Source organism: Neolewinella maritima (assembly GCF_923081025.1).
Lineage (GTDB): Bacteria > Bacteroidota > Bacteroidia > Chitinophagales > Saprospiraceae > Neolewinella > Neolewinella maritima.
Map to the genome: position 1 here is coordinate 1837919 of NZ_CAKLPZ010000001.1, position 15413 is coordinate 1853331.

Consider the following 15413-nt stretch of genomic DNA (forward strand, 5'->3'; position numbering starts at 1 on the left):
GGGGTTGGAGTTCCAAAGTGATCACGCTGACTTCAGGTCGTATACATTTGCGCTATGCAGCCCCTGACCTCCCGCATCATCGTCGCTTGCCTGATACTAGCTAGTACGGTGGTTCTCGGTCAGCACAGCCTGTTCACCGGCGTATCGTTCGAGCACGAGGTGACCCCGCGCTACGGCTACGAGTTTGAGGTAGAGCACCGTAAGACCCTCGGTACGGGGGTCGATAATCGCGTGCTGCTCCTGTTCGCCATCAATCGCAAGGTCGGCGACCGGGTCAATGTAGCCCCCGGCGTTCGTCTGACCCCCAGGTACGGACCACAGGACCCAACGGTCCTCCGCCTCTTCACCGATATAAATTACAAGCTCTCGCTCGGCGAGTCACCCTTCTCGCTGGAGGGACGGTTGCGCACCCAGTATGAGCGCAATATTAATGCCGAAGCGGGCCACGAAGTGGCCGTACGACCCCGGATCGGGCTGGTCTACAAACTGCTTGAATTCACCGAAGTGGTCGCTGAATACGAATTGCGCTACCGTTTCGACCGCCGCAACGAGGTCGTGCGGCACCGCTACACGTTTGGGGTGGGACAGAAAGTATCTACCCGGGTCAGCGTAGAAGCCTTTTACCGCCTGGAGCGGGACGCAAATGTTCCCGAGCCGGAGACATCTCCGACGATCGGGCTCTACGTGAGCTACGTGCTTCCCGACCGCCGTGATCGCGACTGGGAGTACCGCCGTCCGTTCGGTCGCCGCCTGTTATTCTAGTCTAATGGCTACATGCCCGGGACGATCATGACCGCGTTCTGCATGAGCCGGCTCGGGCCGCGCCAGAACATCCGGTAGTGCGGATTATCAAGTAGGTATACCACCTTACCTCGTCCGATGGTGCGCACACCGGCCCAGCTGTTGCCGGCCAGATGATCCAGGTTAGGTACACTGGCGTAGCCGGCGGCCAGTAGGGCGGTCGAGTCGGTAGCGTAGCGGCCCACCGTCTGAAAGTCGGCCATCGGAGCCAGGGCAGTACTCCCAAATTTCAGGGTGTACACCGATGGTTTTAGCCCGAAGCCTAGGGGGTGGGTGGTATCGATACTTGCGTGAAGGGCAGCTCCCGGTATGTTCTGCTTGCCGTAGTGGTCGGTCCGTTCAGCGTAGGCCAGGGTTTTACTTACCGCACTGCTGTCGGCGGCAGTACGCAGCACTTGCTGCTTGGTGAAGGCATTGTCAGTGGTAAAGAACTCCGTACTACTTCCCACGGCGACCAGGGTGCCACCGGCGGTGACCCACTGCTCCAGCAGCTCGCGCTCCTCCTTCCCAAACACCTCCTCCAACTTGTCCGCGTCCGGCAGGATTAGTACATCATAGTCATTCAGATCGGCGTAGCCGTAGCGGCTACCCAGTTTGGGTAGGGCGGTCTGACGCAGCAGGGACGCGCGAATGCGCGTTACGGGTAGCTCCGTCTCCCAGTCAAACAGGTAATAAATCTGCCCGCTGGTGTAGGTGTCGAAGGGGGGCTCTACGAGCAGGGCCACCCGGGGTGCCCTGACCGGAAAGTTGCGCGTGCTGGCCAGGTCGTTACCGCCCTGCATCCGACCGGTAGCGAAGGCGCGGATGCGGAGACCGTGGTCGTCGGCCAGTCGTCGCATGAACTCCGGTAGGGTATCGGCATGCTCCAGGTTACGTCCCCGCAGTACGATCAGCGTACCGGCAGAAAAGATGGTGCCATCGTCGGAGGTGAAGGGTTCCAGAGCAGCGCGCACACGGAGTCCCTGCTCCCAGAGTGCGGCCAGCGCACGGGGGGCCTGGCGCTGTGCCCAGTCGATGGCGTAAGCGTAAACGGGCCTGTCCGCAGTAGCGTCACTGCGGAAAATGCCTTGCTGCTCTACCGCGGTAACGCGTTCGGTGTTCACCTGAATGGGACTGTCGAAGGAGTAGGCTTCCAGGTTGTAGGCCAGGGGAGCCGACCAGGTGGACATATCGTACATGACGCTATCCTCTATCTCCAGGTCGTTGCTCATAATGCTATTGAGGAACAGGTGACGGGCCTGCTCAGTGGCGATGATCAGACTACCGGCCGGATGCGTCCGTTCAGCGACTGACCCGTCACGGTAGCTGCCACCGGCGGCGGTGAGTTCTTCCGTTGTTCGCTCTACTTCTACACCGTTTAGCAGCATCATCTGTAGGAAGTCGTTTACGTAGTCGCTGCCATCGTCTTCGATCAGGTAGGCCGTGGTACCCTGCTTGCTGGTCAACGGATTCCAGGCAGCGAGGCTATAGTCGAGCAGGGCACGGCGGTTGGCCGCCGCGGTCTGTATCTGTGCGATACTGGTCGTGTAGTGATCCCAGATGCGCTGCCGCAGGGTGAGTACGTAGCCGTCTTCCGTCTCTACGGCACGGCCGGCGGCAATACCGCCCTGTTCGGTCAGCATTCCGATGGCACCCATGACGGAGGGGTAACTGCTGCCGTAGCTGGGGTAGAAGAAGTCGAAGCGGTCGCGGGTAAAGTAGCTTACCCCCTGGGCGTCGAAGTGGGCGATGTTGGCCCGTCCGAAGGTGTCCGCCCAGCGCTCGTAGGCATCGGGCAGGAGCAGGTTGCGTGGAGTGGTGCCGGGTACGGTGAAGTAGTTGGCGTCGTAGCCCTGTTCGTGGTAGTCGGTGTGGACATTGGGCATCCAGCGCTGGTACATACCCGTGTGGCCACGGCTTTCCGGGTGCACGCCCCAGACCCAGTCGCGGTTGAGATCGAACCAGTAGTGATTCGTACGACCGTTGGGCCAGGGGGCATGGTGCTCCAGATCGTCCGGCTGCATGCCTCCGGTACTGCGGCTCATTCCGTTGTACCAGTAGACATAGCGGTCGCGCCCGTCCGGGTTGATACAGACGAAGAGCAGTATGACGCTGCTATCGAGGGCAGCGCGGGTGGCAGGGTCTTCCGTGGTGGCGAGCTCATAGGCTACCTGTAGGGCGGCTTCGGTGCTACTGGCTTCGTTACCGTGGATGTTGTAGCTGTAGCTGTTGATCACCGGCTGGGTCTCCAACAGCTCCTGCACCTGCGGCCCCGCCGACCGGAATCCGTCGACCAACTTTAGTTGATTTTGCCGGATCTCCTCCAGGCGCTGCATATTCGATTCGCTGCCGGCGGTGACGAGTACGAGCGGACGGCCCTCATAGGTGCTCCCGTAGCGGGTGGTGGCGATGCGTGGACTCTGCGTAGCCAGGTAGTCGAAGTAGTCGACCGCCCGGGCGTACTCCGTGAACCGGTCTCCGGCGCGGTAGCCTAAAAACTGGCGGGGGGTCATGATATCCGAGGTCGCTACATTCTCCGGGAAAACGAAGCGATCGTTGGGGTCAAGCTGGGCCAGGAGGCAGAACGGCAGCAAAAAGAAGGTGACGACGGAGTAACGAAACATAGGCGGAACGGTATTACGGGGGGCCAATGTACAATACACCGCTGCATGGGCTTGTGGACCGAACGGAGTCAAAAGCTACCGCCGCTGCCGATCTGCCTACCGCTTACCCGACAAAAGCTACCGTTTCCTTATTACTGCTTGTTTTAAAGTATAAAAGCCGCAATTTTAAGGAAGGCAACTTAGCTATTACAGCGTCTCTCTTTATCACACGGTTTTCAGCGCATTGTATTTCACCGATCGAATTAGGCTATTTGATGCTATTGGTACTTACGACCCGATTCTGACCTTACCCGCCACTCCTGGCCGGGGAGGTCGAGCGGGGGGCAGCAGCAGGGTGCTGTGTTCACTGATACTACACATTCACACACGTCAAACATGTTACGATTCAAATTACTAGCTTGTCTTCTCCTGCTCGGGCTGGTAGGATTCTCCCAGGGGCGCTGCCAGCGCGGCAATTGCTACAACGGCGAGGGCACCCTACGCTTCGCCGACGGTGCGCTTTACTCGGGAGCCTTCAGGGCAGGAAAATTCCACGGTAAGGGGATCCTTACCTACCCCGACGGCTCTACCTACACCGGCCAGTTCGAGCAGCAACTGCAGAACGGGCGGGGCCAGCTGACCGATGCGGTCGGCAACCGCTACGATGGCGGGTGGCGCGGCGGCAAACGAAATGGTGCCGGCGAACTTCAGTACGTCGATGGAAGCCGCATCCAGGGCACTTGGCGCAACGACCGTCTGGAGGGAGAAGCCAGCTTTGCCTTTGCCAACCGCGACTATTACCGGGGAACCATGGAACAGGATATGCTGCAGGGCTACGGCATTATGCAGTACGCTACGGGCGACGAATACCGGGGCAACTGGAGTAAGAACCTACGACAGGGGGAGGGCACGATGCACTACAGCAATGGTACGGAAGTCACCGGTACCTGGGCAAAAGACGACCTACAGCTCAACTGGGCCGCGCTGGGCTTCACTGGTTCCAGTGCCGAGCTTGTCGACTGCAATGAGGGCTGCCCCGATGGTCCTGGCACCTTTACCTACTCGGACGGCACGGTCTACCACGGCGCATTTCGCAACGGATCCCCCGATGGCCGGGGCACGGTCAATTTCACCACCGGTGATACCTACCACGGAGAGTACCGTAATCACCAAGCCAGTGGTCTGGGTGTGATGCACTACGCCAACGGTCAGGTACAGGGCGGGATCTGGGAGCAGGGCGAGTTGTTCCGCTCCCTCTATACCGCTACGACCGAACCCACCGAACTCGCTCAGGCTGCCTACGATCCGGCCGTAAAGGTCTGGGCCGTCGTGGTGGGCTGCGCGTACTATCAGCACATGAAAACCCTACGCTACACCGACGACGATGCCTACCAGGTGTACGCCTTCCTGAAGTCCATCGAAGGGGGTGCGCTGAGCGACGATCAGGTCAAAGTGCTCATTGACGAGGATGCTACGCACGACAATATTCTGGCTGCCATGCGCGATACCTACCGCCAGGCTGACGAGAACGATGTGATCCTGTTTTACTTCAGTGGACATGGCTTACCCGGCTCGTTTCTGCCGGTGGACTACGACGGGCAGCTCAACGCGCTCAGCCACGAAGACGTACACGACGCCCTGCTCGGCAGCCGCTCGCGCCACAAGCTCGTGATTGCCGATGCCTGCCACAGTGGGAGCCTCGCCGCCCGCAGTGGTGGCGGTGGCGCCGAGACGCTTTCCGCTTATTATTCCGCCCTGACCAGCGCCCAGGCATCTACGGCCCTGATGATGTCCAGTAAGGGAGAAGAGATCAGCATGGAAGACGGCGGACTACGCTCCGGAGTGTTCAGCCACTACCTGATCCGCGGACTTAAGGGAGAAGCCGATATGAACCACGACAAGCTGGTCTCCATCCAGGAACTGTTTGCCTACGTGCACCGCGAAGTGCGGGGCTACACCGGCAACATCCAGACCCCTACCCTGACCGGCACCTACGACGAGCTCATGCCCATTGCGGCGGTGCGCGACCGTTTCTAGTTGTCTATGCGGTACACGTAGTATTCTACGGCACGGGGAAAGAAGGTGACGCTCTTGATCGCCTCCGGCACCCGTGTAAGTGTTAGCGGTAGTGTATTGTCCTCACCGGCCGTGGACATTTGCAGCAAGTCCGCCTCCACGTGAAAGTCCGTCATCGAGTATTTACCGAATTCACTTTCGGGGATGGTCAGGGTGATCGTGACGTGGTTAGGATAGACCCGCACGGAATCGCCCGCCGGTGCATGTTCCAACGCAATCGGTACACTGAGCTGCTGTTCGATAAAGGCCTCTACCGACAAGCCTACCTGTACATCGCTATAATTAAGGGTGAGGCCCGGAGGTGGTGGCTGGAGGGCTACGGTAGCTACCGTGTTCTGTTCCAGCCGTTCCAGGAATAGGGGCTCGGTCGGCCAACTGAATATTTCCTGCAGTGCATCGGCTGCACCGTTGACGGTCACGCTGTCGGGCCGTACGGTAGGCTGCTCGGGCGAAAAGTAGCCGGCTACGTAACTGGCGGTGACATCCGGCATCACCGGCACGCGTTTGCCCTCACGTGGCGTGGTCAGGAGTTGCACGGACTCGAAGCCCATGCTCACGACCTCGAGATCGCCGCTACTGAGCTGCCGGCTGATTTCCTGCTGGAGGAGATTACTGCTGAGTAGTAACTCGCGCTGATCGGCCAGGTCTATACTGACGTCGATGCTGCGGCCCCGGGCGCTTTCCCAGATCAGATCCCAGCCCCGGCCGCTTAATTGCACGGGCACGGACTGGGGTGGCGTACCTGCCACTACCCGTTCGGGGCCTACGGTGTAGGTAATGTTGACATCCTTGTTGATCTCGTACTCCTGCGACAGATTGAGGATCAGCCAGAACACAAAGGCCAGGCCCATACAGATCAGCAGCATCTGCCGATCCGTCGTAGCCATATTACGTAGCGTGAGGCTACGCGTCAGTCTTTGCGGGATAGATGGCATCGGTAAGCTCCTTGGAGATCGCGTTCTTGGTGACCTGAATGTACGTCTTGTTGCCTACGTTGAGGGAGATGACATTGTCCTCCACCTTGTCGACGATACCCAGGATACCGCTGGCGGTGACCACCCGCTGGCCCTTGGTGAGGCTACTCATGAAGGCCTTTTGTTGCTTGCTCCGCTTGCGCTGGGGCAGGATCATGGTGAATACCAGGACCGCCAGCATGGCGATCATGAAAAATCCGTTTGTGAATAAGCCGCCGGTTGCCTGTAAGTACATGGGTAATTATTTAGGGTACTACCTCGCCGCTAAGGTAAACGGTAGTTTCGGCAGGCACAGTATTTGTGATGAAAACAACGGGACGGGACTGCCGCCCCAGCAATCCGGCGGTCGCCAGCGTAAGCTCTACTTCGGTCGTCACTCCGGGTGGAACCGGGGCGGTGGGGTAGCTCGCTACGGTACACCCGCAGCTGGGCCGCACCGCCCGGAAATGGAGTGGTCGTACGCCCGTATTGGTAAATGCATAGGTATGCCGCACGGTGCGGCCGGCCCGCACCCGTCCAAAGTCGTAGCGGGTAGCCGGCACCGATACCGTAGTGTGCTCCGCGCTATCGAAGGCCGTGGGGGGTATGGCCGTTCGCACGAAATCCGCTGTGCGGTCCTCCCCATCCTGCGCCGGTAGTTCAGCGGCAGGTCCGTCCTGCGCGCAACTCCACAGTAATACAAGTAAAAGGGGCGCAAACCGGTGCAGCATACAGTGGCAATTGAACGGGAGCGCGAAGGTAGCAAGCGGACTGATGAGGCGGCATACCCTACCTTGGACCACGTACACCACAGCTTCGGATCGTCTCACAAGTTTTACCCATGCGAATATTTCTGGTAGGTTTCATGGGATCGGGCAAGAGCCACTGCGGTCGCATCCTGGCCGGCCTGCTGGGAATGCCCTTCGTCGATCTGGACGACTACGTAGCCAAGCGGGCCGGTATGAGTATCACGGAAATCTTCGCATACCACAGCGAGGGCTACTTTCGCGAGCTCGAACGGGACGTACTACTTAGTCTCGCTGCCCTACCCTACTTCGTCATGGCTACCGGCGGGGGTACGCCCTGCTACCACAATCTGATCGCTGACTTAAATGAGCTGGGCACCACCGTATTTCTCGACGTAGCCCCGGAGCTGCTGCTGGAACGACTGCAACCGGAGGCAGGCCACCGGCCGCTGCTCGCTACGGCTGAAAATCTGGAGCGCAGCATCCTGGACAAACTGTCCGAGCGTCGTCCCTGCTACGAACAGGCCACCATACACCTCCGTATCGACAACCAGACCGATGACGTAGCGCGTTTGGTGTACACACATCTTCTTCGACTCCAGTCTACCTAAGCTATGCGCATCGTTCTTCTGTTCCTTTTACCCCTTCTGGCATCGGTGAGTCTACCGGGACAGGCCGCCGCCGGAAGTGGCCTGTACTTCGTCGGTTTCACGGACAAGAATGTAGATGGCGTGGACTACCCCTTTCAACTGGATCAGCCGGAGGACTTCCTCAGCCCCCGGGCGCTTGCACGCCGCGATAAGCACGGCACGCCCATCGAGAAGCTTGACCTACCCATCAACCCTGCATACGAGCGCCAACTGCATGATCTGGGCCTCTCCATCTGGCTACGCAGCAAGTGGATGAACGGGGTAGTGATCGTTGCTACGCCGGAACAACTCGGCCCGGTAGATGACCTCCCCTTCGTCGATACAACCTACTACGCCGCTCCCCTGCAGTACGAACGCGGTGCCCGGCTGCCCCTGCCAGCGCAACTGGACCGGCCGGCACCTCAGGTAGCTTCGGTACCGGTAGCGGAAAAATTTTACGGCTTCGGCTGGAAGAACCTGCAACACCTTCAGGGCGACAGTCTGCACCGAATGGGCTTTCGCGGAGCGGGCGTGCTAGTCGCGGTGTTTGACGGCGGCTTCCCGGATGTCGGCTACAAGGATTTTTTGGGCTACGATCAGGAGGCCGCCGTACCGGCTAACTACGACCTGGTGGAACAGGACAGCACCGCCCTGGATGGGTCTACGCACGGAGCCACCGTGCTAAGTACGATGGCCGCCCAACACCCCTTCTTTTTTATCGGACTGGCACCGGAAGCACGATACATCCTGTTCAAAACGGAGAACAGTCGGGGCGAACACCGGATGGAGGAGCTTAACTACGCCATCGCCCTAGAGCTCGCCGACAGCGCCGGTGTAGATCTGGTCAATAGCAGCCTGGGCTACACCACCTTCACGGACAGCACCATGAACTACGCCTACGAAGATCTGGACGGCCGACAGAGTCCGGCATCCGTAGCCATCGACCGGGCCTTTGCCCGGGGAATGATTGTAGTGACCAGTGCCGGCAACAACGGCGCCGATCCCTGGCTGCACATCGGCATCCCCGCCGATGCGGACAAAGCCTTCAGCATCGGTGCACTGGACGATACCGATGAGCGCGCATACTTCAGTAGCCTCGGTCCTACGGCAGACGGACGCACCAAACCAGACGTGAGTGCACCCGGCGTATTGATCGCCGCCGTAGCCTCCAATGGACAGGGGCTGACCGCCGCCAACGGCACGAGTCTCAGCGCACCACTCATCACCGGTATGACGGCCTGTTTACTACAGGCCGTTCCGGACGCGACCAACCAGGAGATTCTGGATGCCATCCGCGCTACCGCATCGCAGTCTGCGGCACCGGACACCGCCACCGGCTACGGACTACCGAATTTTATGGCTGCATACCGTTACCTGCGGCAGGACCCGGAATAAGTTTTCGGTTTTTGCGTTTTGGGCTTGCTGCTCCGCCGCAGGCTTCCTATTTTTGGGAGAAGCAGCTGTGACAACAATCTCCACTACCTGAGGTTACAGCCGGTAAGACATGACGCGGCTAGCCCCGTCACCCTTTTTTTATTTGGTATCAGTAAGTTGGAACGAGCCCCGGCGCCGCAAGGATGACCGGGGTTCTTTGCTCCCCCTGACTAGCGGGTAAACCGAATCCGCTGCCCCCGCACCTCCTCGTTGACCCGACCGGCCGAATACGCTAGCTGACCACTCACGATAGTCTCCCGTACGCGCCCCCGAAAGGTCTCTCCTTCGAGCGGTGACCACCCCACTTGATAGCGAATAGTGTCGGGCCGCACCGTCCACTCGGTCCTGGGATCGTAGATCACCACGTCGGCGTACATCCCTTCGTCCAGGTAGCCCCGCCGGTCGATCTCAAAGCACACCGCCGGTGCGTGACACATCTTCTCCACGATCCGTTCTAGACTGATCTGACCGGCCTGCTCCAACCGCATCATCAGGTCTAGGCTATGTTGTACCAGTGGGAGTCCGCCGGGCGCTTTAAAGTAGTCGCGCTGGGCCTTCTCCGCCGCCGTATGCGGGGCGTGGTCCGTAGCGATCACATCGAAGTGATCGTCCAGCAGAGCGGGTAGCAGCGCAGCGCGGTGGTGCTCCGCTTTGATCGCGGGATTGCACTTGATCTTATTCCCCAGCCGCTCGTAGTCCGCCGCATTAAAGGTGAGGTGGTGGACGCAGACTTCCGCCGTGATCCGCTTGTCCTTCAGGGGGATATCGTTGCGGAACAGGGCGATCTCATCCGCCGTACTGATGTGTAAAATATGCAGCCGGGTATTGTGCCGCTTAGCCAGCGCAACGGCCAGCGAGCTACTTTTCAGACACCCCTCTACCGACCGAATGTTAGGATGCTCGCGTACCGGGATGTCCGTACCGTACTGCGCCCGCGCCAGGGCAGCGTTGTGGCGGATGGTAGCCTCGTCTTCGCAGTGGGTCGCAATCAGCAGCGGGCTCTGCGCGAAGAGCGCGTCCAGCGTCTTCTCGTTGTCCACCAGCATGTTGCCGGTACTGCTCCCCATGAAGATCTTGAGACCGCATACCGTAGTGGGGTCCGTGCGCAGGGCCTCATCGAGATTATCGTTCGAAGCCCCCATGTAGAAGCTGTAGTTGGCCACGCTGCCCGCGGCCGCGATCTTATACTTTTCTTCCAGCAGCAGTTGGTTCAGTGCGGCCGGTTTGGTATTGGGCATCTCCATGAAGGTGGTCGTGCCACCCGCCACGGCTGCGCGCGCTTCGGAGGCGATAGTGGCCTTGTGGGTCAGGCCGGGCTCCCGGAAGTGCACCTGATCGTCGATGATACCGGGCAGTACCAGACAGCCCCGTGCGTCGATCTCGCGGTCCACCTGCACATCGATCGTACCCCCTACCCGCTCGATAAAGCCGCCGCGGAGTAGCAGGTCACCCTCCATTCGTTGGCCCCTATTGATGAGTGTTCCCCCCTTTATGAGGATCGATTGCTGTGGCATGCTGCGGTCTTTGCCGCCAAAGTACTACCTCCCCCACCGACTTTAGCTTCTCCTTAATAGTACGATCACAAAATTTAAGGAGCCAAACTGCAACCTTTACCGTACCGCTACCGCCCTTACCCACGGGGCGGGGCCGCAGGTGCAGTATCCGTTCCCGTTTGTAAAACCCAATACTATGAAGCTCTTTACTACACTCCTCTTCCTCGCTAGCAGCGCGCTGGCATTCGCTCAGGGCCCATCGTCTACCGCTCCGGCCCCAACGGACACAGGCGTTCGGGCCTACCACCAAAGTACTACTCAACCCACAGCCAACGGTGACAAGAGAAGCCGCCGGTACGCGCCACGGCGGGAGAATACGCTGTTTGGCGACCTCGATCTGTCCGGGCTCTGGGGTGGCCCTACCTACAATTACTCCGCTACGGGCGACGACTGGGCACTGGTGCGCGGTGGCTTCGGTGGCTTGGAACTGGATGATAATGTGTTCATCGGCTACGGCGGCTGGTCGTCGCGCGATCCCTTCACCACGGACGACGTGCCGAGTCTTATTGAGCAGCCTACCTACGACTTCCGGCACGGCGGGTTCATTCTGGCCTACAGTCCTGGTTCGGATAATACCATTCACCCGCGCATCACCACCATCCTCGGACCCGGTAGGATCAAGGGTAGTGTGCTCGGCCTCGATGGATCGGTCACGGAATTTCAGGAGCGCATGTTCGTAGGCCAGCTTATGGCCGGCGCCGAGATCAACTTGTTTCAGTGGTTTCGCCTGGGCATAGAAGGTGGCTACCGTTTTGCCAGCGGCGTGGACGTAGAGGGCGTGACGGCCAACGACGTAAGCGGTGCGGTCGTACAGATCGAGGCCCGCTTTGGTCTTAGTTGGTAGAAAGCTCCGCACCTGCGGCCGCGGCTGGGATGGATTGCCCGTACGGGGGGCGTGCCGGTACATTTTTGCGATCTTGCGCGGCCCATGGAACATACGCCCATCAAACACGTCGCCATCGCCGGAAACATCGGTGCGGGTAAGACCACCCTCTGCCGCCAGCTCGGCACCCACTTCGGCTGGGAAGTACACTACGAGAGCGCGGAGAATAACCCCTACCTCAGCGACTTCTACAACGATATGAAGCGCTGGAGCTTCAACCTGCAGGTATACTTCCTGCACAATCGCTACAAGCAGATCCTGGATATTCAGGACGGTAACCACACCGTGATCCAGGACCGGACGATCTACGAAGACGCCAACATCTTCGCCCCCAACCTGTACGGGATGGGGCTGATGACGGAGCGCGACTACGAGAGCTACTCGGAGCTGTTCCGTACGATGACCAGCCGCATCGAGCCGCCGGATCTACTGATCTACCTACGTGCCGGTATCGGTACGCTGGTCGCCCATATCGAAAGTCGGGGCCGGGACTACGAAGGCAGTATGAGCCTGGACTACCTCAAGCAGCTCAACCGCCGGTACGAGGACTGGATCGCCGGCTACACGGATGGCAACATCCTGATCATCAACGTCGATGAGGTCGACTTCGTCAACAAGAAGGAAGACCTGGGTCGGGTGATCAATATGGTGGACGGTAAGTTACACGGACTGTTCGGCGTGTAACTACAACGACGAATGGAGATCGATATACACTCCCTCCCGCTCCGGTGGCGAGATGCTCTGCAGGTATTCGGAGCTCTGTGCCTTACTGTTCTCGACGAACGGTCGGATCTGAAACAGCCAGATCTTATCGCCCTCGAAGCCAAGCTCGACATCGTAAGGGCCTTCGGAACTTACTCCGGGCGCCTGCGGCATGACCTCTTCGACCCGCTGCCCTAAGACATACAGGTCCGTGAGGTTGCGCCGGCTCAGTACGGACTGATCGAAGGCGGCCGGTACCATCACACTCCCTCCGGTAACGGGGAGGCGGCGGTGTAGGCGTTCGCGGGCCGGGGCCTGCAGGGTGAAGCGGCCGGTGTGGTCCAGCAGGTACGATTCGGCGGCCTGACCGTCTACCGCGCCCCCCGCACCCCGGCTGAAGGCAACGGTGATATCGTCCTGGTTGCCCGTCGTGACGCCCTTAGTGATCATGACGCCGGAGTGATTTACATCGACACTTGGGATGACCAGGATACTGGGAAACACGTTTTCGGGATTGAGCAGATAGCGCTGTCGCCAGCGGTAGCTACGTTCGGTATATGGGCTAGCCCATACCTCCTTGATTCCATTGAGGATGGCCGTCTCATTCACTACGTTGAATACCGTCTTGTTAAGACCGGCACCGGTAAAGTCCGCGAGGTCTTCCATATTCGTATCCGAGCGGAGGAAGACGGGAACGTCGCCGAACCGCCCACCCAGCACCTCGCTGAATCCGCTGCGCAACTGGGCGATCAGTTTGCCCTGGATCTTGATCTCAGCGATGGCCTCCCGCAGGGTAGCCAGCTGATCTAAGGTGTACGCCTCTACTTCGGCGGCGGCTTGTCCGCGTTCTTCCATAGCCGTGGCCTGGGCGAAGCGGTCGTTCAGGAACGTCCAGTAGGTGGTGCCGGCTGGCTGCCCCGGCATCGCCTGATCCAGGTGCTCACGAAATACACCGAAGGGAATGACGAGGCCTTCTACCACATTATCCGGGAAAAGCCGCTTGAGCTGTCCTAGGTTAGCGGCCTTCGGTCCGCAGCGAACGCCGCTGTCTTCACTGCCTACGTCGCGCATGTTCAATACATCACGGGTTGTCAGGTCGATGCGGTCAACGGGTACGCGGATCCGCTCTTGCTTGCGCTCCTGCACGGTGAAGAGCGCCTGCTCGGTATCATTCATCTCGTCTACCGGCTTCATAATCACCGTGCCCGCCGGGGAGACGGCAAAGAAAACTTCCTCACCAGCATAGGGCTGGAGCTCGGCAAACTGCTGATCGGTGAGTACGGCGTTCGGTATCCCCAGGTTGCGGGCCAGCAGCTGTACGTGGCTCACCATATTGCCCTCGCTTACCGTCATGATGCCACCTACGGGCTTGAGGTCAGCGGGGGGGCGGCTGAAGACGAAGATGTCACGGTTATTCACTTCCACCTCATCGGGCGTACCCTCGATCAGGTGGAGGATCCCCCGTGCGTAGCCGGCATTCAGGCCGCGCGCCTGCGCCTGGGTAGCGATATCTAGAATGGCGTTGCCCGATTGGCTGTTACGTGCCAGCCAGTCGCCGAGCGCACCGACGGCCTCCCCCAATGGTAGCAGGACCGAGCCGCGGATGCGATCGTCCAGGAAACCTAGCGCCTTGGGTTCGAAGGTGGCGTAGCGTTCTACGACCTCCGCGTAGGTGGAGCGATTAGTTGCCGTACCCCATTCTACGAACCGCCGGGCGTTGTCTAGGTATGCGTTGAGCATACCGGGCCAGATGTATTGGTAGTTCGGGTCAGCCAGCTGACTCCCCCCCTGCTCGAACTCCCAGAGCTCTACGAAGCCGGCACCGGCGGCGGCCTGACCGAGGTAGCAGATCTTCTCCATCTGCTGCCGGGCGGTCTGTGGCGACCAGTCTGCCGCACTCCGGAAGATCAGATCGCCTAGTTCATTATTGATGTCGATGAGCGCCAGCCGATGCTGTGCCCGTCGGGGAGTGATCGCCAGGTTGCTGCGAATACGCAGGCTGAGGTCAGCTGCGGCGGTCAATCGGGAGATCGACTCCGTGGACCCCTCCATAGCAGACTGCGCGTTGACAAAGGAGCGGATGAGGGAGCGCAGACTATCCGACTCGGGTAGTGCAGTGACCAGATCGGCGATGGTGGCCAGGTCGCTGCCCCCATAAGCCGTATCGATGTCTTCGACCAGTTGGGTGGCGGCGGCGTACAGCTGCTTGGACTTTAACTGGGCGTCGTGCTGTTCCATAAAGGCACGCACGGCGTCAGCATCCTCGGCGGCGGGGCGGCCGTGAATTTTGATGCGCAGTTCCATGAAGTCTGGATAGCTGTCCGCGATCTCCTTGGATTTTGCGCGAATGCGTTGGTTTAGGTCCGTATCGCCGCGGTGGGGAATATCGCGGGCAGCCTGCATGATGAGGTAGAAGTCGGTACGCAGCACATCGTCCTTAGCCAGCAGCCACTGGAAGAACTTACGGCCCCATTCCTCTTCATCTTCGACCTGAAAGGCGCCACGGTAGAAGCGCGCTTTTTCCAGTACCCAGCCGTTATCGGTGTTGGTCAGGTAATTGTTGAGCTGGTACTGCTTGAGGCGGCTATGGTCCATCCCGTCATCCCAAAAGTCGGCGTAGCGGGTATCGGTCAGGATCTGGCCGAAGTACAGCTGCTCGTCGCGCATGAGCCGGTCTACTACGGGCTTGTAGTCGGCGTGTTGGTGGGCGCTGTCGTCGTTCGGGCAGGGATCGCGGGCCGCCCGGATGCTTCCATCGGAGCAGAACCAGAATATGCCTTTGTAAGGTCCCCGTGGGTCGTTGCGAAACTCGGTGACAAGTTCCGCAATGCGCGTGGCTGATAAGTCGGTTTGCGCCGTAGCCAGGGTAGCGACACTGAGCAGGATCGTCAGACTGAAGGATCTGATCGACGGGGTAGAAAGATACATTAACGGGAAGCTTTGGGGCATAAGGTACTAGGCGAACACAAAAATACGCTATTGAGCTAACCGACCGGCTATGGCTAGTCTGTGAAGTAGGTCTGGAGCGGCGTTTACCCCCCGGCTACATAAATA

General features: G+C 59.6%; 12 protein-coding genes. 6 read left to right on the forward strand and 6 right to left on the reverse strand.

What is annotated here, in order from left to right:
• The first annotated feature begins 54 nt into the window (after window positions 1–54).
• Complete coding sequence (locus MJQ68_RS07645) at window positions 55–762, forward strand: DUF2490 domain-containing protein (RefSeq protein ID WP_238750440.1); 708 nt, start codon at window positions 55–57, stop codon at window positions 760–762.
• Between the two features lie 8 nt (window positions 763–770).
• Here MJQ68_RS07645 and MJQ68_RS07650 read toward each other — a convergent pair whose 3' ends face one another.
• Window positions 771–3404, reverse strand: a complete 2634-nt coding sequence (locus MJQ68_RS07650; RefSeq protein WP_238750441.1) for a M14 family metallopeptidase — start codon at window positions 3402–3404, stop codon at window positions 771–773.
• 375 nt (window positions 3405–3779) lie between these two features.
• Here MJQ68_RS07650 and MJQ68_RS07655 point away from each other — a divergent pair, with 375 nt between their 5' ends.
• Window positions 3780–5420 (forward strand): caspase family protein, encoded by a 1641-nt coding sequence (locus MJQ68_RS07655; RefSeq protein WP_238750442.1) that lies wholly within the window; start codon window positions 3780–3782, stop codon window positions 5418–5420.
• Here MJQ68_RS07655 and MJQ68_RS07660 read toward each other — a convergent pair.
• The 3 genes from MJQ68_RS07660 to MJQ68_RS07670 are packed head-to-tail and all read right to left on the reverse strand — an operon-like array spanning window position 5417 to window position 7143.
• Window positions 5417–6346 (reverse strand): YbbR-like domain-containing protein, encoded by a 930-nt coding sequence (locus MJQ68_RS07660; protein ID WP_238750443.1) that lies wholly within the window; start codon window positions 6344–6346, stop codon window positions 5417–5419. The genes MJQ68_RS07655 and MJQ68_RS07660 overlap by 4 nt on opposite strands.
• 16 nt (window positions 6347–6362) lie before the next feature.
• Window positions 6363–6668 (reverse strand): preprotein translocase subunit YajC, encoded by a 306-nt coding sequence (gene yajC / locus MJQ68_RS07665; protein ID WP_238750444.1) that lies wholly within the window; start codon window positions 6666–6668, stop codon window positions 6363–6365.
• 10 nt (window positions 6669–6678) lie between these two features.
• Window positions 6679–7143 carry a DUF1573 domain-containing protein gene (locus tag MJQ68_RS07670; protein WP_238750445.1) on the reverse strand — a complete coding sequence of 155 codons (465 nt, stop codon included), beginning with the start codon at window positions 7141–7143 and terminating at the stop codon, window positions 6679–6681.
• Between the two features lie 110 nt (window positions 7144–7253).
• Here MJQ68_RS07670 and MJQ68_RS07675 point away from each other — a divergent pair, with 110 nt between their 5' ends.
• Window positions 7254–7769 carry a shikimate kinase gene (locus MJQ68_RS07675; RefSeq protein ID WP_238750446.1) on the forward strand — a complete coding sequence of 172 codons (516 nt, stop codon included), beginning with the start codon at window positions 7254–7256 and terminating at the stop codon, window positions 7767–7769.
• 3 nt (window positions 7770–7772) lie between these two features.
• On the forward strand, window positions 7773–9182 hold the full coding sequence (locus tag MJQ68_RS07680; RefSeq protein ID WP_238750447.1) for a S8 family serine peptidase: 1410 nt from the start codon (window positions 7773–7775) through the stop codon (window positions 9180–9182).
• Window positions 9183–9391: 209 nt separating this feature from the next.
• On the opposite strand, the gene MJQ68_RS07685 is transcribed toward MJQ68_RS07680, so the two are convergent.
• Window positions 9392–10735, reverse strand: coding sequence for a dihydroorotase (locus MJQ68_RS07685; RefSeq protein ID WP_238750448.1), 1344 nt, complete (start codon window positions 10733–10735; stop codon window positions 9392–9394).
• Window positions 10736–10910: 175 nt separating this feature from the next.
• On the opposite strand from MJQ68_RS07685, the gene MJQ68_RS07690 reads away from it, so the two are divergent.
• Window positions 10911–11618 carry a hypothetical protein gene (locus MJQ68_RS07690; protein WP_238750449.1) on the forward strand — a complete coding sequence of 236 codons (708 nt, stop codon included), beginning with the start codon at window positions 10911–10913 and terminating at the stop codon, window positions 11616–11618.
• Between the two features lie 84 nt (window positions 11619–11702).
• Window positions 11703–12341: a deoxynucleoside kinase gene (locus tag MJQ68_RS07695; RefSeq protein WP_238750450.1), complete on the forward strand. Its 639-nt coding sequence runs from the start codon at window positions 11703–11705 to the stop codon at window positions 12339–12341.
• Here the strand turns inward: MJQ68_RS07695 and MJQ68_RS07700 are convergent, their stop codons facing one another.
• Window positions 12342–15287, reverse strand: coding sequence for a PEP/pyruvate-binding domain-containing protein (locus tag MJQ68_RS07700; protein WP_238750451.1), 2946 nt, complete (start codon window positions 15285–15287; stop codon window positions 12342–12344).
• Window positions 15288–15413 lie beyond the last annotated feature (126 nt).

Excerpts from the sequence above, each read along its gene's own strand:
- MJQ68_RS07680 (WP_238750447.1), top strand. The coding sequence starts at position 7,773 with ATGCGCATCGTTCTTCTGTTCCTTTTACCCCTTCTGGCATCGGTGAGT.
- MJQ68_RS07675 (WP_238750446.1), top strand. The coding sequence starts at position 7,254 with ATGCGAATATTTCTGGTAGGTTTCATGGGATCGGGCAAGAGCCACTGC.
- MJQ68_RS07655 (WP_238750442.1), top strand. The coding sequence starts at position 3,780 with ATGTTACGATTCAAATTACTAGCTTGTCTTCTCCTGCTCGGGCTGGTA.
- MJQ68_RS07660 (WP_238750443.1), bottom strand. The coding sequence starts at position 6,346 with ATGGCTACGACGGATCGGCAGATGCTGCTGATCTGTATGGGCCTGGCC.
- MJQ68_RS07700 (WP_238750451.1), bottom strand. The coding sequence starts at position 15,287 with ATGTATCTTTCTACCCCGTCGATCAGATCCTTCAGTCTGACGATCCTG.
- MJQ68_RS07645 (WP_238750440.1), top strand. The coding sequence starts at position 55 with ATGCAGCCCCTGACCTCCCGCATCATCGTCGCTTGCCTGATACTAGCT.
- MJQ68_RS07670 (WP_238750445.1), bottom strand. The coding sequence starts at position 7,143 with ATGCTGCACCGGTTTGCGCCCCTTTTACTTGTATTACTGTGGAGTTGC.
- yajC (WP_238750444.1), bottom strand. The coding sequence starts at position 6,668 with ATGTACTTACAGGCAACCGGCGGCTTATTCACAAACGGATTTTTCATG.
- MJQ68_RS07695 (WP_238750450.1), top strand. The coding sequence starts at position 11,703 with ATGGAACATACGCCCATCAAACACGTCGCCATCGCCGGAAACATCGGT.
- MJQ68_RS07650 (WP_238750441.1), bottom strand. The coding sequence starts at position 3,404 with ATGTTTCGTTACTCCGTCGTCACCTTCTTTTTGCTGCCGTTCTGCCTC.
- MJQ68_RS07685 (WP_238750448.1), bottom strand. The coding sequence starts at position 10,735 with ATGCCACAGCAATCGATCCTCATAAAGGGGGGAACACTCATCAATAGG.
- MJQ68_RS07690 (WP_238750449.1), top strand. The coding sequence starts at position 10,911 with ATGAAGCTCTTTACTACACTCCTCTTCCTCGCTAGCAGCGCGCTGGCA.